Origin of the sequence: Priestia sp. 179-F W1.4 NHS (assembly GCF_045369295.1) — a bacterium.
Lineage (GTDB): Bacteria > Bacillota > Bacilli > Bacillales > Bacillaceae_H > Priestia > Priestia zanthoxyli.
The window spans coordinates 717,417-738,359 of the sequence record NZ_JBIQFF010000002.1; the positions used below are offsets into that span (position 1 = coordinate 717,417).

The following is a 20,943-nucleotide window of genomic DNA, read 5'->3' on the forward strand; positions in this document are numbered from 1 at the left end:
CTTTGGAGGCTTTTTTTACGTTTGGTAGAGGATATAATTATTTTTCCCTTCTCTTTTTCCTTGATATAACGCATCATCTGCATTTTTTAATAATGAAGCAGCCGATTCCCCGTCTTCTGGATAAATAGAGACGCCGATGGTAGTTGTGGTGCGCAAACAATAGCCCCGTACATTCCAGCTTTGCTGAAGAGATACGTGAATTCGCCTAGCAATTTGCTCAATTTCTCGTCCATTTGTTACGTTTAAAATAATGATAAACTCGTCTCCGCCCAAACGATAAATACGATCGCCTTTCCTCACACAGCTCTTTAACCTCTTCGTGTATGCTTTTAGAAATTCGTCGCCTATATGATGGCCATATTCATCGTTAATCTGCTTAAAATTATCACAGTCAAGAAACAAAAGCGCAAAAAACTCATCGCTTTTTTGCTGCCCTTTTTCAATTACTTTGTTTAACTCTTTTAATAACATTGCCCGGTTGGGAAGACCTGTTAAACTATCGTGAGTGGCTTCAAAATGAAGTTTATTTTCTAGCGCTTTTTGTTCAGTAATATCATTATGAATGGATACATAATGAGTAATATTTCCGTCTATATCTTTTAACGGCACAATTGTTTTCGATACCCAGTATGACTGATGATGCTTCGTCCCCATTTCAAGCTGTCCTCGCCATACTTTTCCGCTTTTTATTGTTTCAAGCAGCTCATGATGGTCATGATTAAGCCCTGCATCTCGATAATACTTCCCTACTAAATCTTCTTTTTCATAACCTGAATACTGTACATACATATCATTCACATAGGTAATAGTTCCATTTGCATTTATAATCATAACGCTAGCTGATTCATCAAGCGCATATTTTATATTTTCAAGTTCTTTCAGCGTATAAGCCAGCTGTTCTTCTGCTTCTTTTTGAGGCGTAATATCGTGTAAGATTGCATAGGCGCCAACCGTTTGATTATTTACTTTAACAGGAATCGTTGTAATATACACATGTTGTATAGAATGTTGGCTTCTGCGGAATGTTATCTCTGTACTATAGCTAATTTCTTCATATACATTCCAACGTTTGTAATTACAGGCTCCCAGTCTTTTAGCAATGTCTCGGTAATTTTTATGCAGCACATCGCTTGCAGAAAGCTGCAGCGTTTCTAAGAATGCGCTGTTAATATTTAAAATCGTACCGTCCAAATTCAGCATACAAACTGCGTGGTGGTGATTTGTAAATAGCGATTTGTACCACTGTTTGCTTTTTATGAGCTCTAATTCTAATTTTTTAATAGCTGTGATATCTCGGTAAATCACTGAATAGGCGACCAGTTGATTTTGATGGTCATAAATCGGTGAACAGCTGACAGATACACACACGCTTTCGCCGCTTTTTTTGTACCTGACTGTTTCATAAGGAGACAGCGTCTTACCATTTTTTAATTCTTCGATTAATTTAAGGTTTTCTTGTTCCCCTTTCTTTGACACGATGTTCATCTCTTGACGGCTTTTTCCTATAGCTTCTTCTTTTCTCCACTGAAATAGCTTTTCAAATGCTCCATTGACTGTTAAGACCTTCTCATCACAATCAGCAATTAGAATGGCGTCTACCGTATTTTCTAGAAACGCATCGAGTAAACGCGTGCTCTCTTCCTGTGTTTTTTTATAATGAATTTCTTGAGCCATGACAAGGACATGTGAAGGGGCTGTCGCTTGATTAAAAAGAGGAGTAAAAGTTACTTCATATGCATGCCGGTCGGGCTGAAAAAGCTGTATGTATTGATATTGAATCGGTTCTTTCGTGGCAATGGCTTTTTCACAAAGTGTGTAAAAAAGCTGATTTTCTTCTTTATTGATTATCTTGTCTTCCATTTTGTCAAAGAATTGCTGAGCTGCTTTGTTACATTCTTTATAATACAGCTGATGTTTTTCTTGCTGAATTAAAATAACAGGCTGCGGCATATTCATAAAATAAAATTGGAATACCCCTTCACTATACATACTAAATATCCTCCATCTGCCTTTGGAATTTCACTAAACGTCTTGTTTTGATATGCAATTCACTCATTCTCCCAAACCAACACGTCTTCTTTACCCTTTAAAATATTTTAACAATCGCACAAAATCACATAATTTTATAAAAATTCAAGGCATCTATGTTTCATATAGGTCTAATTACTCGCTTTTATATTACGATAAATTATCTATTTAGTGAAGTGTATGGTTTAAGAGTTCAGCAGCCTTTCTCGTCTGAATAAACTGCGGTACTTATTATAAGTTAAGTAGGAAGAGATCGACTGCGGCATGCCCAGCAAATAGCCCTGAGCAGCATGTAGGTTTAACGAAATCGCTGCGGCTAAATCTTTATCTCGTTCAACGCCTTCTAAAATAAGATTCGTATGCGGATAATAGTTAACAAGCAAATCAATCAGATCTTTCTTTTGCTTGCAGTCTGCTAGCCCTTCCGCATAGCTTCGGTCCAATTTCATATAGTGAGGCTCATACATGCTCACCTGTCTCATCGCTGCGGCTCCTGCTCCAAAATCATCAATCGCAATTTTGAAACCGGCCTCTTTCAAACTCATTACTCGGGCAAAAAGAGCAGGTGATTCCCATAAAATCTTTTCATGAAGCGTTTCATTTAACTCCCATACAATACGATGTTTCGCGTTTTTATAGGTGTTCAACAGATATGTTAAAAACCGTTGGAAATGCGGGTGGAGAAGAGTAGATGGAAACACATTGATAAATAAATCTTCAGATTTCAATACCTCAAACGCAAAGTTCTTTATAGCCCCTTCAATTGCCATTGTATCAACCTTGTACAAATAATTATGGCGTCTTGCCAGTGAAAACAACTCTTCAATTTGCCCTTTTGCGAAAGCTGTGCGCAGCAAAGCCTCAAAACCCAGCGTCTCCCACGAATCCAGCGCATAAATAGGCTGATATACAAACTGAAAGTCTTCATACGTCAGTTCCTTTAAAGCATGAGCATCCATTCTTTCGTTTAATCACCTTTCGTTTTCAATATACTATTTCTTCCATAACCTAAACTTATAAAAATATATCCTAAAAACAGATAATTGTCCATTAAAAGTAAGATATTCCATTAGGCGATTTAGTATTTTGGGACTTGCTGGAGGCTTATGATAGCAACAAAGAAGTGTTTTAGAGGCTTTTATGATTTTGATAGATAGGCTGTAAAGGATGTTTCAAACAAGAGATTGAGACATAAGCAACTCAGCCCCATCTAAAGATGTGCAAATTAAATAAAGGGACTAGTATAGATTGCTTGTGACACCGCGGTTGATTTCCGTGCATGGCTTCGCTTTCCGCGGGCGGCCGCTGAGCCTCCTCGTCGCTTACGCTCCTGCGGGGTCTCACCTGTTCCGCTTTTCCCGCAGGAGTCTTCGCCTTGCCCTCCAATCAACCGCTAGAAACACCTAATATGTGAAATTTACGTTTATCATATACTTAGCGCAATAACCTGTTATCATTGGCTTGTAATCATAGACAAGTTGCTCATGTTGATAAATAGATGCTAGTTGGAAAACCAAGGATAACAGCCCATTCAAGACATTACAAAAAATATTGCACCTACAGCTAAGCAAATCCTATAACTTTCTTCATCTAACTTGTTACCTCTTCTTCTCTATAAATTCTCTACTATTTCCCCTCATTAAAACGAATATTTTTCAGCATTTTAAAAAACCATTCTTGTCTTTTGTCTTCATCACCGCTTTTATATTTATCGCTGCTATCGAAGGAAATCTGTACTATTTTATTAGAATGCTTATCTGCTACATATGCCAAGTATGTATTAGGAATATGTTTCTTCTCATCTACTATTACACGCTTTTCTGTTCCTTTGAAATAAATATAAGCTGATTGATAGTAAATCCTTGTCTGTGAATTTTCAATCTTATTAGTAACACTTAATCCAAATCTTCTTTTAAATAAAGCCTCAACGTGAATACTCTCATCTGCAGGATTACTGGTTAAAAACTCAGTTTTTATATAATTCGCTTGTGTTTTACCTTCAACTTCTTCATTGTAGACAGCCCACCAGCTCTCGTAGGAATCATTATTTACAGCATAATCCTCTCTCTTTTTATGTAAAACTTGATACTCTTCTGGAAACCACATCGTATACTGCCCGGTCTTTGACTTAAACTCATAAAACCCATCATCGGCTTTTTTATCTTTGTTTAAGAACTTGCGCGTAAAGTGATCATCAAAAGCTGGAACGTTGGGGTAGCGGCTTTCGTTTATCAGCCATATTGCTCCTATTAAAATAGCGGCTCCTGTGATAACTATCATGATAACTTTCGAACGTTTTTTCATCGGCGTCCCCTCTACTTTATCGTTTGGAACAAACTTTAATCCTTATATATTGAATAGTCTTTAGCATTTTGATTTGTTGCGCTTATGCTAAAAAAAGCTTTTGCTTATAATTAATTTCCCTTAACAAATTTAATACTTTGCAACATTTTTAAAAACCATTTCTTTCTATCCATTTTATTTGTTTCTGTATTTTCCCCTACACTATCATATATTAATTTGATTACCTTATCAGAGCTTTTATCTGCTACATATGCTACATAAAGGTTGGGCGGATTTTCTTTACTGTCATGTACTATATGTTGGTTAGTACCACGAAAATATGTATAGGCATAATCATAATAAATTCTTGTATGAGAGGTTTCTAACTGTTTAGGTTTTTTACTGTCTAATTGTTCTTTAAATAAACTCTCTACATAAATTAATTCTGATTTCGTGTCGTTCTCGGAAAATTCAGCCTTGATAGCGTACGTTTGTTGATCATTTTCGTAGGGTTTAATATAAGAGGCTGACCAATTTTCATATGATTCGCCATTTCTAGTGTAATCCTCGCGATATTTATGTAAAACTTGATACTCCTCTGGAAACCACATCGTATACTGCCCGGTCTTTGACTTAAACTCATAAAAACCATCGTCCACTTTTTTATCTTTGTTCAAGAACTTACGTGTAAAGTGGTCATCAAAAGCTGGGGCGTTTGGGTAGCTGCTTTCGTTTATCAGCCATATGGCTCCTATTAAAATAGCGGCTCCTGCAATAACTGCAATAATGGCCTTGGTACATTTTTTCATTGTTACACACTCCCTTCATTGATTGAAATAAACCACATTTAATGTAATTTGAATAGTTTTATTTAAATCTATTGCTATGTATGCTACATACTGCTTACTCATCTATTTGTAGTTATTAAACATATAAAAATCTCTCAAATCATTATCTGAGCAATTGCAGTACCTTTTATATTCATTCACTTTCATCCATATAATCCACTGTACTCAAGCTGAGTTATTTCATTTTTTATATCGTTACTTAATAAAGGTTTTCACTCACGACTTTTACCCTCGCTAAAATTAATACTTTTTAATATTGTCAAAAACCATAACTTCCTTTTTTCTTGGCTAGTTTCTGTACCTTTACCTATACTGTCGTATGAAAATTCTATAACCTTATTAGAACTTTTATCTGCTACATATGCTGTATAGGTATTAGGTAAATGGACTTTACTGTTATGTACTACATGCCTTTCAGTTCCCTTGAAATATGCATAAGCGTAGTCATAATATATGCGAGTACGTGAAGTTTCTATTTCTTTAGGATTACTATCTTTTAATTGCTCTTGGAACAATTCCTTCACATAAATAGGCTCAAATTTCTTATCATTCTTTAAAAATTCAGCTTTTATATAGTATATTGACTTGTTTTTTCCAGCCATCTTCCTATATGAAGCAGACCAATTTTCATATGATTTTCCATTTACAGAGTAATACTCTGAAGCATCATGCAGCATTTGATACCCCTCTGGAAACCACATCGTATACTGCCCCGTCTTTGACTTAAACTCATAAAAACCATCTTCCACTTTTTTATCTTTGTTCAAGAACTTACGTGTAAAATGGTCATCAAAAGCTGGGGCGTTAGGATAGCGACTTTCGTTTACGCCCCATATGCCACCTATTAAAATAGCGGCTCCTACAATGACTAGAATAATAGTCTTCGTATGTTTTTTCATCCTCTTACATCTCCGTTGTTTGGCTTATTAAAATTGATACTTTTACAAAGTTTTATAAACCACTCTTCTTTTATAGGCTCAGAGTTATCTGAACGCTTACCAATACTATTAAAAGACAGCTGAATAACTTTTTTAGAGTTTTTATCAGCTACATATGCCACATATGTATTAGGGGCATGCTTATTTTTATCATTTATAACGTATTTTTCTGCCCCTCTAAAGTAGATATAAGCTGATTGATAGTAGATTCGAACTTCATCTGTTTCTAGCTTTTCTAGTTTACTGACATTAAAGCGTCTCTTTAATAAACTTTCTGCACTAAATTCTTCGTTTTCTTGTTTTCTTGCTTCTAAAAATGTAGCTTGTATATTATTTATTTGGTTTTCACCTTTATACTTTTTAATAGATGAAGCTCTCCATCTTTCATAGAAATTACCGTCTCTTACATACTGTTGTTCATTTTCATGCAACAGCTGATACTCCTCGGGAAACCACATCGTATACTGCCCTGCCTTTGACTTAAACTCATAAAACCCGTCGTTCACTTTTTTATCTTTGTTCAAGAACTTACGTGTAAAGTGATCATCAAAAGCTTGAACGTTGGGGTAGCGGCTTTCGTTTATTAGCCATACGGCTCCTAGTAAAATAGCTGTTCCTGCAATAACTGCAGTAATGAGTTTTATACGCTTTTTCATCGTCATACCCTCCCTTCATTCTTTTGAAATAAACGGGACTTATTATAAATTGGATAACATGTAGTTTTTTAATTCAATCTTATTCCACAACAAAAGATTTTAATTTCTAGTATCTTTAAAATCATTAAATTGAACACTTTTTAAGATTTTCATAATCCTCTTATCTTGCTCTCTTCCTTGCCTCTCATTTAATTCTGCTTTTACGTTATCAAAATAAAATTTAATAACTGAATTAGAATGTTTATCCGCTATATAGGCTACATATTCATTAGGTACGTAGCCCTCTTTTTCTCTATTTACTTGCTTATGAGTACCTTTAAAATAAGTATAGGCCTTATCATAATAAATACTTACATTTCTAGTTTCTATTTTATAAGGTTTATTTGAATTAAATTGCTCTTGAAACAGTCTTTCAACGTAAATAGATTCATTCTTTTTTATTTTGTTTGAAAATTCAACTGTCATATATTCTAATTCATTGCTATTAGATACAGCTCTATAACGCTCATATAACTTTCCTTCTTTAACATACTGCTGTTCATTTTCATGCAACAGCTGGTACTCCTCTGGAAACCAAATTGTATACTGCCCGGTCTTCGACTTAAACTCATAAAACCCGCCGTCCACTTTTTTATCTTTATTCAAGAACTTACGCGTAAAATGGTCATCAAAAGCTGGGGCGTTGGGGTAGCGTTCTTCGTTTATCAGCCATATTCCACCTATTAGAATAGATGACCCTACAATTGCTGCAATAACAGTCTTTTTACGTTTTTTCATCACTCCACACATCCTTTATTGCCATTGCTAGTACAAACTTTAAAATTAAGAAATTTTCTGCAGCTATTGTTTAAAACAGAATGAGTAGACCTTGTTTTTATTCTGTTTTAAAGGTAATACTTTTTAATATCTTTATAATCCATTCCTCACGTTCTTCTGCTGATTTTTCAGAAAGGTGTTCTGTACTATCAAAATAAAATTCAATTACCCGCTCAGAGTTTTTATCCGCAATATAGCCAGCATATGTACTTGGCGTACGTTTATTAAAATCCGTAATTACTCTTTTATCTGTGCCTTTAAAATAGATATACGCGCTATCGTAATAAATTCTTGTTGTATCTGTCTGTAATTTTTGAGGATCATTAATATAAAAACGGTTTTTAAATAAGCCCTCTACATATATCTTTTCTTTATTAGTTTTTTTCTCAGACAGCTCAATATCAATATATCCTTTATATCCATCGTGGCTATTGTTAGAAGCTTTCAAGAATTCATAGTATGTACCGTCTTTAACATAATCCGAAGCATCCTTATGTATAATTTGATACTCTTCTGGAAACCACATCGTATACTGACCTGTCTTCGACTTAAACTCATAAAACCCATCGTCCACTTTTTTATCTTTGTTCAAGAACTTACGGGTGAAGTGATCATTAAAAGCTGGGACATTTGGATAGCGGCTTTCGTTTATCATCCATACCCCGCCTATTAAAATAGTTATTCCTATGATGACTGCAATAATAGTTTTAGTATGCTTTTTCATCTTCTGGCATCTCCATTATTTTCTGCTTTAAAATGGATACTCTTTAACATATTTAAAACCCACGTATTCTTTTCCAAGCTACTATCTTCTATAAAATCTCCAACCTGATCCATTGATAATTGAATGACCTTTGTCGATTCCTTATCAGCCACATAGGCTACGTATGTATTTGGGACATGTTCTTTACTGTCATTTATCACATGCTTCTCGGGTCCTTTAAAATAAATGTAAGCAGATTGATAGTAAATTCTAGTATTAGAAGTTTCTATTACCTTTGGTTCACTTACATTAAAACGATTTTTCATAAGACTTTCTACGCTAAAAGATTCATCTTCTGGATCTCTTCCTTCTGAAAACTTTAAACTGATAGAATTAATTTGATGTTCCTTTTTATGCTCTTTGGTATAAGCTGCTACCCATCTTTCGTACATTTTTCCACTTACAACATAATCTTCATCATTTTCATGTATTAATTGATACTCCTCTGGAAACCACATCGCATACTGCCCAGTTTTTGACTTAAACTCATAAAAACCATCGGCTACTTTTTTATCTTTGTTCAAGAATTCACGCGTAAAGTGATCATTAAAAGCAGGGACTTTGGGGTAGCGGCTTTCGTTTATTAGCCATATTCCTGCTGTTAAAATAACCGTTCCTGCAAGGACTGCAATAATGGTCTTCGTCCTTTTTTTCATAGCTGCACATCCTCTTTATTTCTACTAGATAGGTTTTGGTATTTAAGTTAAAATTGATTTATTTCTTAAATTATCGTTCAACATGAGCTTTATTAAGCCTCATTCCCCTCACGGAACTTAATATTTTTTAATATTGTTAGGAACCATTTTTTCTCTGCTACTTCATCATTCTTTCTGCTTTTTTCACTTTTATCAAACCACAGTTCAATTGCATTATTAGAATGTTTATCCGCTACATATGCTATATATGTATTTGGGGCATGTTCTTCATTAGGATGCATAATTACTTCTTGTGTTCCTTTAAAATACGTATAAGCTGAATTATAGTAGATTCTTGTACTAGAAGTTTCAAACGTATTAAGCTTAGTGCTATTTAGCTGTTCTTTAAACATATTGTCTACAGTAAAGGATTCATTTTCAGCCTTTCTTGCGTTTGAAAATGTCATTTCGATATAACTTCCTCCAGCATTTCCAGCTTTGTTATTCACCTCTTTCGCTATCCATCTTTCATAAGAATTACCGTTTATTACGTAATCTTCTCTATTCTCCTTTATAAGCTGATACCCTTTAGGAAACCACATCGTATACTGTCCTGTCTTCGACTTAAACTCATAAAACCCGTCGTCCACTTTTTTATCTTTGTTCAAGAACTTACGCGTGAAGTGATCATCAAAAGCTGGCACGTTGGGGTAGCGTGTTTCGTTTATCAGCCATATTGTTCCTACTAAAATAGCGACTCCTACAATTACTCCAATAACAGTCTTCATGCGATTCTTCATAGTCGCCCATCCTTTTTTATTGTTTAGAACAAACTTCACTTTGTATATATTGAATAGTTTAGAATTGTTATATCTGTTCTTATTTCTTCGACATACCTTTTTTAAAAGTTATTGAGACTCACAAATCTCTCTGACTTCTTTTTCTTTACCAAATAAGCCTTTGTATTCAAGTTGAGCTATTTTCTTGATTAAAACGAATACTATTTAATATTTCTACAAACCACTCTCTTTTCTCAAGCCCCTTATTAGTTTGATGATTTAAACTGTCATCAAACCATAATTCAATTACCTTATTAGAATACTTATCTGCTACGTATCCTATGTATGTATTTGGAGCATATTTATTCTTATCATGGATGACATGTTCTTCTGTTCCTTTAAAATAAAGATAAGCTGCATCAAAATATATACGGGTATTAGCTGTTTCCCACTTTTCAGGATCATTTGCGCCAAACTCACCTTTAAATAGACTCTCTACATAAATAGATTCATCATCAGCATTACTCTCTGATAGTTCGACTTGTAAATAATTTAGTTGATCTCCTTTTTTATGCTTCTTGACTGATGAAGCTTTCCACCTTTCGTAAAAATCGTCACTTTTAACATATTGTTGTTCATTTTCATGTAACAACTGATACTCCTCCGGAAACCACATCGTATACTGCCCTGTCTTGGACTCAAACTCATAAAACCCATCATCCACTTTTTTATCTTTGTTTAAGAATTCACGCGTAAAGTGATCATCAAAAGCAGGGACGTTTGGGTAGCGGCTTTCGTTTATCAGCCATATTCCTCCTATTAAAATAGCAACTCCTATAATGATTGCGGAAAGGGTCTTCGTACGTTTTTTCATTGTCCTACACTCCCTTTATTACTCTTTTGAAATAAATAGGACTTAATGTAAATTGTTCAACATATAAAAATCCCTCAGACCACTGTCTGAGGAATAGCAGTATCCCTTATGTTAATTCACTTTCATCCATTGATTCTTTATATCGAATTTCGTACTCCCTCTTATGCATATCTTTAACAGAATGCATAAAACTCATAATATGCTGAAATGCTCCAGTATCATACTGCTGAGCTCGTAGCGTATATCCCCGCTCAGCTGCTTCTAATTTACTTTTAACCGCATCCGCAAACTCACCCGTTTGGTTTTCTAAATAGCTTTTAGCATGCCAAAGCTTTTCATTTACTTCTTGATCCTTTTTGATTAACTCTTTAATCCTTTTTGCCTGCTCGCCTTTGAAGTCATCACCATCAAATTCAAACGTGTATTTACCGCTCGTTGTTCCTGTGTGTGTAAAATCAAAATCAAACAATTAAATCCCCCCTACTACTTCTTTCATGCTTTTAATATCTGAAGCTACCGATTCGTCAGCTTCCATCATCTTCTCGAAATTTTGGAAGAACGCTTCAAGAAACTTTTGATAGTATGTAACTTCCTCTTGAATAGAAGAAATAATTTCTTCAACAGGGGTAAATACACTATCGTCTAGCGGGTCAAACGTTTTGTCAAACGTCACTTTTTCAGCCACACGCTTTTGTCCAAACCAAGCGAGAGTAGCGCCGTCTTTATCTGCCTTTTCCATAAATGACTGGGGAGAAGCTTCTTCTCTGGATATCTTCATTTTTAACTTTTTCTTCTTAGCTTCGAAGACTTCGTTAATTTCACTATGTAAATACTGCTTTAGTGCATTTAAGTTTGCTTCTTTATCTTTAATGGCATTAGCACAGTAATAAACAAACTTCTTCATTTGTTCATAATCTAGTAAGATTTCTTCCTGAGATCCTGAATCAAAAACCTGATAATACGTCTTCATAGCATTAGCTTCTGTGTATTTGACAACATAATTAATTCCGTGGAGTTTTGCTTGTTTACTTTGAGATATTCCTTTAACAAGCTGAAATGTTGCTCCAGGGCTAGTAAATGTATTTACCATTACTACTGCTCCTACTCCTATACCTGCTTTAATCTCTCCAAAATGAAGAAAAGGATATCTTTTTACACTCTCAAGGTATTGATCACGTGTTTCTGGCAGGTTAAGCAACGTTTCTTGTTTCACATGATCATTAACAAACCCTAAACCGCCTAATGTTGTCTTTACTCCAAGGTTATAACGGAATTGGTCTATCATATACACTGGGTTCTATTTTGCTTCTTTCTGAAAAGGATATTTCCCAATGTTAATCATTTCTTCTGTATCTAAATCTCCAAGCATCGTCACTTTGTTACCTGCATACCAGCTGTTTGGAAAGGATTGAGCATGCATGGGCTCGCCTTTTACCCAGGTATGGCTGATAGTGGCCTTTTGCTTTTTGTAGTAAGTATTGGCTATTTCAATTATTTTTTTTCAGGTATCTTATCGATTCTACCTTCCGTTCGACTTAAATACGTTCGAAAGGACGTATCATTCCTAACAATTTGCTTTATATTCACAGGGGCATCGTTTAAACCCCGTATATTAGTAAAAGTCTTTTTTATAAGCCCGATACTTACTATTAAGCTACTTCCTAGTGAATGCCCATCTCCATAACGTACTAGTTTAATATCGTTATTTTTATTTTGTGTTTTTATTTTTTTTTCTACTTTATCATACATTATAGACGCATCTCTTAACTGGTTATCTTTCTTGCCTGCTCCAATACCTAAAGCGTCATAAATAACATCTCCGAAATCTTTGGAAGGTTCTGTTCCTCTGAAAATATAATATACCTGATTTATCTTTTGACCTTTATCATAAAAGTGTATAGCTGCTCCATCCATCCCTGAGGTTTTTCCAATCCCCATCTCTTCACTTGTATATATTTTAAATTCAGGAGGTTCTTTCCCTGTTTCTTCTTTGTATATTTTCCTTATTTTCTCTTCTTTATTTGTTAAATCACTATATTCTAACTGAACGATTTTATTTCTAATACTGTTATCTAAAATTTCTTTCTGTTCCATAATAAAAACCCCTTAGTTAGAAAATTTTATACTTTTCAAAATCTTCATTAACCACTTTGTCTGATCTTCTTCATCCAAATGTTGATTTTTAAATCCACTGGTTTCAAAAGAAAATTCAACTACTCTATCGGAGTTTTTATCCATAATATATGCATAAAAGCTATTAGGTTTTTGATCGCTACCTTCTACTACTTGTTTGTCTTTATTTACTTCAAAATGAACACTAGAAAAGTAAATAATATTCTTGCTTGTTTTAATAAGCTTTGGTTCTTTAGAAATCAAATGATCTTTAAAAAAGCTTTCAATATAGTCTTGCTGATTTTTTTTATTATCTTTAGCCATTGTGATGTGTATAGCACCTCTATACACCTGGTTTTCACTTGAGGGAACAGCTCCCCATTGCTCGAAGTTTTTATTATCTCTAGAATAATCGCCATCTTCATTTAGTAATGTATATCCCTCCGGAAACCACATCGTATACTGCCCTGTCTTCGACTTAAACTCACAAAACCCATCATCCACTTTTTTATCTTTGTTTAAGAATTCACGCGTAAAGTGATCATCAAAAGCAGGGACGTTTGGGTATCGGCTTTCGTTTATCATCCATATTCCTCCTATTAAAATAGCAGCTCCTGCAATGACTGCAATAATGGTCTTCGTACGTTTTTTCATTGTCGTACACCCTTTTAGTTATGTTATAACCTATGTTTTATACATGTTCGATAGTATCATACTTATAATGGGAGAGTCATAAGCAGAACGAATCAAAGAACCATAATTAGGAAGTGGTTATTTTTTACTATCACTTACCCTTTCTATTAAAGAAACAATCACTTCTTTTTTTATCATTGTTACCTTTATTAATGATTTCTCTCAATAAAGAAAACCCCACTTTCAACAAAGTGAGGTTGATTACATAATATAGGCCATTTACTGAATGTTTCGCTCTCCTTGTGCCAGCACATCAATTTCAGCGTCAATTTTCACGCTGTGGGTTTTTCCATCAAGTCCAAGGATGACAATTTCGTATTGCTTGTTAGCAAGAACAATCGATTCGATAATGCCTTTATGCTGTCTTAACGCGTATGCTTTTGCACGGCTTTTAGTTAAAGGAATCGTTTTTTCTTTCAAAATACTCCCGGTTTGGGCGTTAATTTTTACTTTGTGCTCTTCTCCGTTTAACGTAAGGATGTCTACTGTATAAATAGGAAGAGTGAGTATTTTACTCAGCGATATGGATTTGACAATGCCTTTATATTCTTTTAATGCGAGAAGCTTTGCTTGTTCTTTCAACAAAAGTGATTGTTTTTCAGAAATCATTTGACGCCATCCTTTCTAGTTTATAAAACGGACTGCTGTTTCAATTTCTTAACGTACCATATCCTATGTATACGTCTACTAACTAGTATAGCGGGCTTGTCTTAAATTTCTCTTAATATTACATGAAAGATAGCTGAAGAAAGCTGTTATTCACTGAAAAAACTAGACCTGGTTAGATCTAGCTTCTTATTGGTGAATGTGAATTCTACATTTTTTTCGTTTCGAATCGTTCTACGGCTCTCATTTGTTTGATTGATGGGGATTTGTGGACGCACATGCCTAGATGGACTTTTTGAAGCAAATAGGGATCAATGTAAAAACCATTTTGAAAGATGTTTTCTTTTTCCTGTTCGTCATGAAATTTGGAGCATCTTACACAGTAATACATATCATAACCTCCTTGCGGGCTATTTTATAAACCGGGATAGTTGTGAGTGGTATATTTACCTATAGCATATGGAAAAGAATAAAAGTCGTGCTTGTTTAGCGAAAATGTCCGAAAAGAAGAAGGCTTGTTCGTGGGCTAAAACACTGGATTTTAAAAATGATTATTTAGAACATAAATCAGTTTAATCGTAATAAAAAAGCCTCTTTTAAAGAAAAAAGAGGCACTTTTTATTAATTTGTTACTTTTGCGCTGTTTTGATGCCATTTCCAAGCTGATGCGATGATTTTTTCTAATGAAATTTGCGCTTTCCAGCCTAATTCTGCGTGAATTTTATCAGAAGATGCAACTAGGCGTGCCGGATCTCCAGCGCGGCGGTCTGCCATTACAACATTCGCTTTTTTACCCGTTACTTTTTCACACGTTTCGATCACTTCTTTTACAGAGTAGCCAAGGCCGTTTCCAAGATTGTACGTTGCTGTTTTCTTCGTGCCGTCTAACAGTGCTTGAAGCGCTGAAATGTGAGCATTTGCTAGGTCTGTTACGTGAATGTAATCGCGGATGCACGTTCCGTCTGCAGTATCGTAGTCTGAGCCGAATACAGAGATGTTTTCACGTTCACCAAGCAGGTGCTGAAGAATGATTGGAATTAAGTGCGTTTCAGGATCATGGCACTCACCAATTTCCGCTGTTTCGTAAGCACCCGCTGCGTTGAAGTAACGAAGCACAACATATTCCATGTCATAAGCACTTGCAAAGTCAGCTAAAATCTGTTCGATCATTAACTTTGAACGTCCGTACGGATTAATTGGGTTTGTTGCCGTATCTTCTGTAATGATATCTACAGAAGGAATCCCGTATGTAGCAGCAGTAGATGAAAAAATAAACTTTTTCACATTGTGCTTCATCATCGTTTGTAAAAGGGTTAACGTCGCAGCTACGTTGTTTTGATAATATTTAAGAGGATCTGTTACTGACTCCCCTACTAAACTATTAGCAGCAAAATGCATGACAGCATCAATTTTATGATTTGTGAATACGCTTTCTAAATCTTTCTCATTACCTAGATTTCCTTCTACGAATACCGCTTTCTCATCGATTGCCCAGCGATAACCCGTTGATAGATTATCAAGTACCACAACTTCATTTGTTTTCACTAATTCTTTTACTAGGTGGCTTCCGATATAGCCTGCTCCTCCGATGACTAAAATCATACTGTCAGTCAGCTCCTTTTTATTAAGTGTCGCTACAGATATCGTACCCGTTTCTTTTCCATTTGTAAATATTTCATTTTTCAGTATATGATAACGCAGCTGTCTCTTTTAATTAGTATATCTACTAATTGTGAACTGAGTGTGAAGATATTCGTTTCCGTTAAAAAGCAATTAAGACAAACTAAATCAACCGCTAGAATCAACTAAGCAGTTGAAAGCTCCTTTCACTATGAAAGTGAAAAAATCCAAACTATTAATTAATAATTTGGATTAACAGTTTGGATATTACTGCAAATAACATACTTTTGTCACAGCCTCTTTTTTTATATTTGCTGAGGCACTTTCTTCATGTCTTTCACTTTATTTTTTAATGGAAGCATGCCTTCAATATGACACTCAATACAGTCCCCGTCTTCAATAACAGCGGGTCCCGGCGTTCCGGTTAAGATGATATCTCCCGGGTGCAGCGTCATGACTTTTGAGAAAAATGAAACACAGTATGTGATGTCGTAAATCATATTAGACACGGTATTTTCATGCTGCATGTCTCCGTTTAGCAATGTGCGCACTTGCAGTGATTTCACGTTTGACATACTTTCTTTTGTGATAAACTCTGAGCCTATACTGCAAAATGTATCAAAGCTTTTTGCTCGCATTAAGTAGCGATGATTCGCCGCATGAATATCAGCTGCGGTTACGTCAATGGCTGACGTATAACCAGCAATTACGTTCATGGCTTCATCTGGCTCTATATCCTTACACGTTTCGCCGATTACCACCGCTAGTTCCGCTTCAGCCGTTGTTTTGTAGGACTGCTTTGGAATACGAATGCTGTCATCTGGTCCAATAATGGCGGTTGCGGGTTTTAAAAAACTAACTGGATCAATGGCACGGTCGTAGTCTTTTAGTTTTTCTTCAGAAGCTGCATAATTAAATCCAATGCCTAACAATTTTGACGGATTACTAATGATAGGAGCTGTTTTTCTGCCCTGCAAGTGCAGTGCGGGAAAAGAGCTGTTCATACCAAATTTATTATGGGCGTACCATGTTTCAAGGTGGCGAAGTTCTTTATATTGAATAAGATCCCAAATTGTTGTAGACCAGTTTGTTAAATATTTAGCATTAATATCTTCTATAAGCAGAATGCTGTCATTGTCTAAAATAGCTGCTTGTTCTTTCCCTTGCTCTATTATATTTACTAACTTCATGATACGCTCCTTACCGATGCTTGAATGATATGATCGCTGTTTTCTTTTACCCAATTTAATAATTTTTCATCTTGGTTGTATCCCGCAATAAAAGATAAGCCGATTGGCAAACCGTCTAGTTCTCCCGCAGGTATCGTAACTTGCGGAAGTCCGCTTAGTCCGGCAATACACGTCATTTGAAGTGTTCGCAATCTTCTGTTTTCTAACTCCGGTCCTTTTGCATCTTTTATAGGCGCGGGTCCTGGAGCTGTAGGAAGCACTAATATTCCGTCTTCTCCAAGCTGTGAGTACATAAAATAGCGAAGTTCACGACGCTTTTCTTCTATATAATTCATATTTAATAAGGTAAGAGTGCTCGCCCATTGAAAGCGGCTTCCGATATCGTCTCCAAACGTTGGGTTTTCTTTTTGAATCCATTCTCCGTGCGTTTGCCAAATTTCTTTTCCTTGCAGCAAACGAAAAGTTTCCATATATGTAGAAAAACCCTGGGGGGCAATTACTATTTCTTCTGTAGTAGAAAAAGACTTCATTACGTGCTTAATAGGTGGTGCAAGAGCTTGCATGCTTTGTTCATCCACAAGTTCCATAACGTCTGTTGCTACATAAAGTCTTGTAAAACCGCTAGCACGCGACGTTGAGTTCAATAAAACCGCTCCTACTTTTTGCAGAGTGTGGCCGTCTCTAGCCATTACACCAACTGTATCAAAGCTTGGAGCAAGTGGAATTAGACCGTTTGTAGAAATGCGTCCGTGAGAAGGACGATACCCAAAAATACCGCAGTAGCTTGACGGAATTCGAACCGATCCTCCAGTATCTGTTCCAATCGCAAAATCAGTTATTCCCGCTGCGACAGCAACCGCTGATCCGCTCGAAGAACCTCCCGGAATTCGATTTGCGCCTTTTGGGTTTACCGGTGTTCCATAATGCGCGTTTTCTCCGTTTAGTCCGTACATAAGCTCGTCCGTGTGCGTAACTCCCTTCAGTGCAGCTCCTTCTTTTAAAAGAGCAGCTACTACATCTGCATGTTCGCTTGCAGGCTGATGCGTGGCGAGCCAATCCGGATTTCCTGCACTTGATATATGTCCTTGTACATCAAATACGTCTTTTAACGCAAAACTCAAGTTATTTAACATCCCCGTTCCCGTTGGAGGTGCGTAAAGATCACTGTCTACAAATGCGTTCCACGTATCTTTCATTCAACCATCTCCTCATTTCTTATATCTGTTTAGAATATAAAATTTGGAATAAGTTGGTCAATGAATGTGTCAGGTCTGTTTACACTAATATTATGTAAGTCTCCCAACTTCTCTTTTCCTAGAGAAACTAGCCGTTTCATTTCCCTTTTAGCACGTTTGCGAGTAAAGTAGAAACATATCATTTTACGAAAAGGACTATCGCGATGGAACAATCTACTACGCTTTTCTTATTTATTTTATTAGCTTTTGTGCTAACAAGAGGCATTCCATTTATAGGTTCATTTGCTCCTAGCATTAATACACTGCTTAGGCATATTGGACGTTATTTTTCAAATTTAAATACGATGTTTCATGAAGATGGCCACGCGTTAATGGGGCTTATTGTCGGAAAAGGCGTCAATCGCATTGAGCTTTACACCAATAATGAAGGTGTAGCTGTGACTGCCACCTACGCGGGATCCCGTGGATGGCTGCCGCGCGTCATTATTGCCTTAGCCGGCTACCCGTTCAGCTCAGCAATGGCTTATTTGTTTTTCTACCTGCTCGTTCACAACCACTACGACTGGCTTTTTTACGGGTTAGGAAGTGTTGTTGTTATTAATTTACTGCTTTGGGTACGTAACGGATACGGAATTGTATGGCTATTTTCTATCGGTTTGATCCTCGGAGGCATCTATTATCTGCAAGATCCACAGCTTATGCGCTACAGCATGATGTTTGTTGGTGCACTGTTACTTGTAGAATCTCTATTTTCCGCCTTTATTATTTTTGTGTTAAGCATCAAATACCCAAACGATGCGGGTGACGCTACAAGTTTAAAGCAGCTTACCCATCTTTCAGCACGCTTTTGGGGCTTTTTATTTTTCGCACAGGCCGTTTATGTGGCTTATTTGATTTTTCACCTGATTTATTAAAGACAAAATTCTGTAATCCCCCGAGAAAAATTTGGGAATTTTATAATTTAAAGGAATAATTTACTTTTATACACTAAATAATGGTTTACGAGTTCCCTAAATGAGGTATATATTGGGTACTATGAAGTCGTAAAGAGGTGTGGGATACTTGTCATTATTTTTAAAGTGGAAGCAAAAGAAGCAGGAAAAAGAAGTAGAGCGTGTTCTTGAGGAATCAATCTCAAAAAGAAAAGACTACTGGAACACAATTGGACATGTAGACGGAGACGTATTAACTCATTTGTTAAATCCCATGTTTTTTGGCGGGCCTGCTTGGCCGTCTGGACGTCAAACTTTTATTCGTGTTCAAAAAACAGAGACGGTTATTTTAGCAAGCGACGGCTTGTCCGATCCGTTTCAACTACCTGAAGAAAAGAGCCAAAGACAAGGAAAGGGATTAGAATTCTATATCGAATGCGATGATGAATCTCTTCGCGGACCTTTATCGGATATCCAGGATCACTGGGCATTTGACCTTCTTTATCAAATGAGTCAAAATGCTGCCGCTCACCCTAATATGCTAGAACTATTCATGAAACATGATGTTCTTTCAATTGAATTTACGGATTTGGACGTACCGCCTCATTTTGTAAATAAAAATGGAGATATTGGTGTATTGCTAGGAGTTCAGTCTCCTTCTGTTTCAGCTAGCCTCTCTTTACCTTACGAATCTATTAAACTGATTAGCATGAAGCTTCTTACACCAAACGAATTAGACTATGTGCGCGAACAAGGAGCGCAAGGACGCAGGCAGCTCGCTGAAACATTTCAGCTGTCAAAAAGCTATCATATTACCATGACTAAAAGAGAGTCTCTTATTTAAAAGAGACTCTTTTTTTATTTCTGCTATTGAAATAGATCCATGTAGAATATACTCCTTATTTACATGTAACTCAAGTTCACATATTTTTTTAAAGTTGCTTTTCATATGAGCGTACTATTTTTGATTCGTGGTATATTTTGCTATAGTAAAAAAGAAGATATAAAAAAGGAGATGGGCGTTAGACATGGCAGAAAAAGTGCAGATTGGAAAATCCGAATTATATGTTAATCCTATTGGACTTGGAACAAACGCTGTAGGAGGACATAACTTATATCCTAACCTAAACGAAGAAGTCGGCAAAGACCTTGTTCATAAGGCGTTAGATAATGGCATAAACCTACTTGATACAGCGTTCATTTATGGTCCTAAACGTTCTGAAGAATTAATTGGCGAAGTGCTAAAAGAACGCGGGAATCGTGAAGAAGCGGTGATCGCTACAAAAGGAGCACATAAAATTGTTGGAGATGAAGTACTGCTAGACAATTCTCCTGCATTTTTAAAACAGTCGGTTGAAGATAGCTTAAAACGCCTTCAAACAGATTATATCGATTTATATTATATTCACTTTCCAGATAAAAACACACCTAAAGACGAAGCGGTTGGTGCGTTAAAAGAATTAAAAGATGAAGGTAAGATCCGTTCTATTGGCGTATCAAACTTCTCGTTAGATCAGTTAAAAGAAGCAAATAAAGATGGTTATGTAGACGTGGTACAAGGCCAATATAACTTAATTCAGCGAGAAGCAGAAAACGATATTTTACCTTATACGGCTGCAAACCGCATTTCATTTATTCCATACTTTCCGCTAGCTTCTGGTTTACTTGCTGGGAAATATGATAAAAATACAAAGTTTAATGACCTGCGCGAAGATATGCCTCATTTTATCGGCGAAGCATTTCAGCAAAACCTAGAAAAAGTAGAGCGTCTTCGTCAAATCTCTAGCGCAAAAGGCGTAGAAGTAGCTCATCTTGTTCTGGCTTGGTACTTAACGCGCGATTCAATTGATGTATTAATTCCAGGAGCAAAACGCGCTGATCAAGTACTTGATAACTTAAAAACATTAGATGTTCAGCTCACTTCTTCTGAAATTAAAGACATTGATCATATTTTTAAATAATACAAAAAGAGCT

At 36.0% G+C, this 20,943-nt stretch carries 25 protein-coding genes; 3 read left to right on the forward strand and 22 right to left on the reverse strand.

Annotated features, from left to right (window positions below; genetic code table 11):
* Positions 1-15: 15 nt before the first annotated feature.
* The 22 genes from ACH0CI_RS14120 to ACH0CI_RS14225 form a co-directional block, all read right to left on the reverse strand.
* A complete protein-coding gene (locus tag ACH0CI_RS14120) occupies positions 16-1,989 on the reverse strand; it encodes a diguanylate cyclase domain-containing protein (protein WP_335388114.1) in 1,974 nt (657 codons plus the stop codon).
* Positions 1,990-2,213: 224 nt separating this feature from the next.
* Complete coding sequence (locus ACH0CI_RS14125) at positions 2,214-2,987, reverse strand: EAL domain-containing protein (RefSeq protein WP_335388116.1); 774 nt, start codon at positions 2,985-2,987, stop codon at positions 2,214-2,216.
* Positions 2,988-3,253: 266 nt separating this feature from the next.
* Complete coding sequence (locus tag ACH0CI_RS14130) at positions 3,254-3,418, reverse strand: hypothetical protein (RefSeq protein ID WP_223260278.1); 165 nt, start codon at positions 3,416-3,418, stop codon at positions 3,254-3,256.
* Positions 3,419-3,654: 236 nt separating this feature from the next.
* Entirely contained in the window at positions 3,655-4,332 is a 678-nt protein-coding gene (locus ACH0CI_RS14135; RefSeq protein ID WP_243495523.1) for a hypothetical protein, read from the reverse strand.
* Positions 4,333-4,442: 110 nt separating this feature from the next.
* Complete coding sequence (locus ACH0CI_RS14140; RefSeq protein ID WP_335388119.1) at positions 4,443-5,120, reverse strand: hypothetical protein; 678 nt, start codon at positions 5,118-5,120, stop codon at positions 4,443-4,445.
* 251 nt (positions 5,121-5,371) lie between these two features.
* A complete protein-coding gene (locus tag ACH0CI_RS14145; protein ID WP_406901681.1) occupies positions 5,372-6,058 on the reverse strand; it encodes a hypothetical protein in 687 nt (228 codons plus the stop codon).
* A complete protein-coding gene (locus tag ACH0CI_RS14150; protein ID WP_406901682.1) occupies positions 6,055-6,753 on the reverse strand; it encodes a hypothetical protein in 699 nt (232 codons plus the stop codon). Before ACH0CI_RS14150 ends, ACH0CI_RS14145 begins: the two co-directional genes overlap by 4 nt.
* 99 nt (positions 6,754-6,852) lie before the next feature.
* Positions 6,853-7,530: a hypothetical protein gene (locus ACH0CI_RS14155; RefSeq protein ID WP_102814100.1), complete on the reverse strand. Its 678-nt coding sequence runs from the start codon at positions 7,528-7,530 to the stop codon at positions 6,853-6,855.
* A 97-nt stretch (positions 7,531-7,627) separates the two neighbouring features.
* On the reverse strand, positions 7,628-8,293 hold the full coding sequence (locus tag ACH0CI_RS14160; RefSeq protein WP_088567771.1) for a hypothetical protein: 666 nt from the start codon (positions 8,291-8,293) through the stop codon (positions 7,628-7,630).
* Positions 8,290-8,988: a hypothetical protein gene (locus ACH0CI_RS14165; RefSeq protein ID WP_088567772.1), complete on the reverse strand. Its 699-nt coding sequence runs from the start codon at positions 8,986-8,988 to the stop codon at positions 8,290-8,292. The genes ACH0CI_RS14160 and ACH0CI_RS14165 overlap by 4 nt, the downstream gene beginning before the upstream one ends.
* Positions 8,989-9,080: 92 nt before the next feature.
* Complete coding sequence (locus ACH0CI_RS14170; protein WP_335388125.1) at positions 9,081-9,767, reverse strand: hypothetical protein; 687 nt, start codon at positions 9,765-9,767, stop codon at positions 9,081-9,083.
* A gap of 166 nt (positions 9,768-9,933) precedes the next feature.
* Positions 9,934-10,620, reverse strand: a complete 687-nt coding sequence (locus ACH0CI_RS14175) for a hypothetical protein (RefSeq protein ID WP_406901683.1) — start codon at positions 10,618-10,620, stop codon at positions 9,934-9,936.
* Positions 10,621-10,726: 106 nt separating this feature from the next.
* Positions 10,727-11,089 (reverse strand): hypothetical protein, encoded by a 363-nt coding sequence (locus ACH0CI_RS14180; RefSeq protein WP_335707045.1) that lies wholly within the window; start codon positions 11,087-11,089, stop codon positions 10,727-10,729.
* Entirely contained in the window at positions 11,090-11,905 is an 816-nt protein-coding gene (locus tag ACH0CI_RS14185) for a hypothetical protein (RefSeq protein WP_335707046.1), read from the reverse strand. It lies immediately after the preceding gene.
* Positions 11,906-11,917: 12 nt separating this feature from the next.
* Positions 11,918-12,040, reverse strand: a complete 123-nt coding sequence (locus tag ACH0CI_RS14190; protein ID WP_335707047.1) for a hypothetical protein — start codon at positions 12,038-12,040, stop codon at positions 11,918-11,920.
* 71 nt (positions 12,041-12,111) lie between these two features.
* On the reverse strand, positions 12,112-12,714 hold the full coding sequence (locus tag ACH0CI_RS14195) for a DUF6792 domain-containing protein (RefSeq protein ID WP_406901686.1): 603 nt from the start codon (positions 12,712-12,714) through the stop codon (positions 12,112-12,114).
* Between the two features lie 12 nt (positions 12,715-12,726).
* Complete coding sequence (locus tag ACH0CI_RS14200; RefSeq protein ID WP_406901687.1) at positions 12,727-13,386, reverse strand: hypothetical protein; 660 nt, start codon at positions 13,384-13,386, stop codon at positions 12,727-12,729.
* 258 nt (positions 13,387-13,644) lie between these two features.
* Positions 13,645-14,034 carry a PepSY domain-containing protein gene (locus ACH0CI_RS14205; protein ID WP_115653203.1) on the reverse strand — a complete coding sequence of 130 codons (390 nt, stop codon included), beginning with the start codon at positions 14,032-14,034 and terminating at the stop codon, positions 13,645-13,647.
* 205 nt (positions 14,035-14,239) lie between these two features.
* Positions 14,240-14,422 carry a DUF3973 domain-containing protein gene (locus tag ACH0CI_RS14210; protein WP_013055747.1) on the reverse strand — a complete coding sequence of 61 codons (183 nt, stop codon included), beginning with the start codon at positions 14,420-14,422 and terminating at the stop codon, positions 14,240-14,242.
* A gap of 230 nt (positions 14,423-14,652) precedes the next feature.
* Positions 14,653-15,633, reverse strand: a complete 981-nt coding sequence (gene galE, locus ACH0CI_RS14215) for a UDP-glucose 4-epimerase GalE (RefSeq protein ID WP_335388129.1) — start codon at positions 15,631-15,633, stop codon at positions 14,653-14,655.
* Positions 15,634-15,956: 323 nt separating this feature from the next.
* On the reverse strand, positions 15,957-16,841 hold the full coding sequence (locus tag ACH0CI_RS14220; protein ID WP_406901688.1) for a fumarylacetoacetate hydrolase family protein: 885 nt from the start codon (positions 16,839-16,841) through the stop codon (positions 15,957-15,959).
* Positions 16,838-18,037 carry an amidase gene (locus tag ACH0CI_RS14225; RefSeq protein WP_335388134.1) on the reverse strand — a complete coding sequence of 400 codons (1,200 nt, stop codon included), beginning with the start codon at positions 18,035-18,037 and terminating at the stop codon, positions 16,838-16,840. The genes ACH0CI_RS14220 and ACH0CI_RS14225 overlap by 4 nt, the downstream gene beginning before the upstream one ends.
* Positions 18,038-18,240: 203 nt before the next feature.
* On the opposite strand from ACH0CI_RS14225, the gene ACH0CI_RS14230 reads away from it, so the two are divergent.
* The 3 genes from ACH0CI_RS14230 (at position 18,241) to ACH0CI_RS14240 (ending at position 20,930) form a co-directional block, all read left to right on the forward strand.
* Entirely contained in the window at positions 18,241-18,951 is a 711-nt protein-coding gene (locus ACH0CI_RS14230; protein ID WP_033578221.1) for a M50 family metallopeptidase, read from the forward strand.
* 139 nt (positions 18,952-19,090) lie between these two features.
* Positions 19,091-19,813, forward strand: coding sequence for a suppressor of fused domain protein (locus tag ACH0CI_RS14235; protein WP_230683440.1), 723 nt, complete (start codon positions 19,091-19,093; stop codon positions 19,811-19,813).
* A gap of 184 nt (positions 19,814-19,997) precedes the next feature.
* Entirely contained in the window at positions 19,998-20,930 is a 933-nt protein-coding gene (locus ACH0CI_RS14240; protein ID WP_335388137.1) for an aldo/keto reductase, read from the forward strand.
* The last annotated feature ends 13 nt before the right edge of the window (positions 20,931-20,943 follow it).

Bases quoted from the DNA above. Each gene is read 5' to 3' on its own strand.
- ACH0CI_RS14150 (WP_406901682.1), bottom strand. From the start codon at position 6,753: ATGAAAAAGCGTATAAAACTCATTACTGCAGTTATTGCAGGAACAGCT.
- ACH0CI_RS14145 (WP_406901681.1), bottom strand. From the start codon at position 6,058: ATGAAAAAACATACGAAGACTATTATTCTAGTCATTGTAGGAGCCGCT.
- ACH0CI_RS14185 (WP_335707046.1), bottom strand. From the start codon at position 11,905: ATGATAGACCAATTCCGTTATAACCTTGGAGTAAAGACAACATTAGGC.
- ACH0CI_RS14165 (WP_088567772.1), bottom strand. From the start codon at position 8,988: ATGAAAAAAAGGACGAAGACCATTATTGCAGTCCTTGCAGGAACGGTT.
- ACH0CI_RS14240 (WP_335388137.1), top strand. From the start codon at position 19,998: ATGGCAGAAAAAGTGCAGATTGGAAAATCCGAATTATATGTTAATCCT.
- galE (WP_335388129.1), bottom strand. From the start codon at position 15,633: ATGATTTTAGTCATCGGAGGAGCAGGCTATATCGGAAGCCACCTAGTA.
- ACH0CI_RS14120 (WP_335388114.1), bottom strand. From the start codon at position 1,989: ATGTATAGTGAAGGGGTATTCCAATTTTATTTTATGAATATGCCGCAG.
- ACH0CI_RS14155 (WP_102814100.1), bottom strand. From the start codon at position 7,530: ATGAAAAAACGTAAAAAGACTGTTATTGCAGCAATTGTAGGGTCATCT.
- ACH0CI_RS14125 (WP_335388116.1), bottom strand. From the start codon at position 2,987: ATGGATGCTCATGCTTTAAAGGAACTGACGTATGAAGACTTTCAGTTT.
- ACH0CI_RS14210 (WP_013055747.1), bottom strand. From the start codon at position 14,422: ATGTATTACTGTGTAAGATGCTCCAAATTTCATGACGAACAGGAAAAA.
- ACH0CI_RS14225 (WP_335388134.1), bottom strand. From the start codon at position 18,037: ATGAAAGATACGTGGAACGCATTTGTAGACAGTGATCTTTACGCACCT.
- ACH0CI_RS14195 (WP_406901686.1), bottom strand. From the start codon at position 12,714: ATGGAACAGAAAGAAATTTTAGATAACAGTATTAGAAATAAAATCGTT.
- ACH0CI_RS14135 (WP_243495523.1), bottom strand. From the start codon at position 4,332: ATGAAAAAACGTTCGAAAGTTATCATGATAGTTATCACAGGAGCCGCT.
- ACH0CI_RS14170 (WP_335388125.1), bottom strand. From the start codon at position 9,767: ATGAAGAATCGCATGAAGACTGTTATTGGAGTAATTGTAGGAGTCGCT.
- ACH0CI_RS14160 (WP_088567771.1), bottom strand. From the start codon at position 8,293: ATGAAAAAGCATACTAAAACTATTATTGCAGTCATCATAGGAATAACT.
- ACH0CI_RS14220 (WP_406901688.1), bottom strand. From the start codon at position 16,841: ATGAAGTTAGTAAATATAATAGAGCAAGGGAAAGAACAAGCAGCTATT.
- ACH0CI_RS14175 (WP_406901683.1), bottom strand. From the start codon at position 10,620: ATGAAAAAACGTACGAAGACCCTTTCCGCAATCATTATAGGAGTTGCT.
- ACH0CI_RS14205 (WP_115653203.1), bottom strand. From the start codon at position 14,034: ATGATTTCTGAAAAACAATCACTTTTGTTGAAAGAACAAGCAAAGCTT.
- ACH0CI_RS14200 (WP_406901687.1), bottom strand. From the start codon at position 13,386: ATGAAAAAACGTACGAAGACCATTATTGCAGTCATTGCAGGAGCTGCT.
- ACH0CI_RS14190 (WP_335707047.1), bottom strand. From the start codon at position 12,040: ATGCATGCTCAATCCTTTCCAAACAGCTGGTATGCAGGTAACAAAGTG.
- ACH0CI_RS14140 (WP_335388119.1), bottom strand. From the start codon at position 5,120: ATGAAAAAATGTACCAAGGCCATTATTGCAGTTATTGCAGGAGCCGCT.
- ACH0CI_RS14230 (WP_033578221.1), top strand. From the start codon at position 18,241: ATGGAACAATCTACTACGCTTTTCTTATTTATTTTATTAGCTTTTGTG.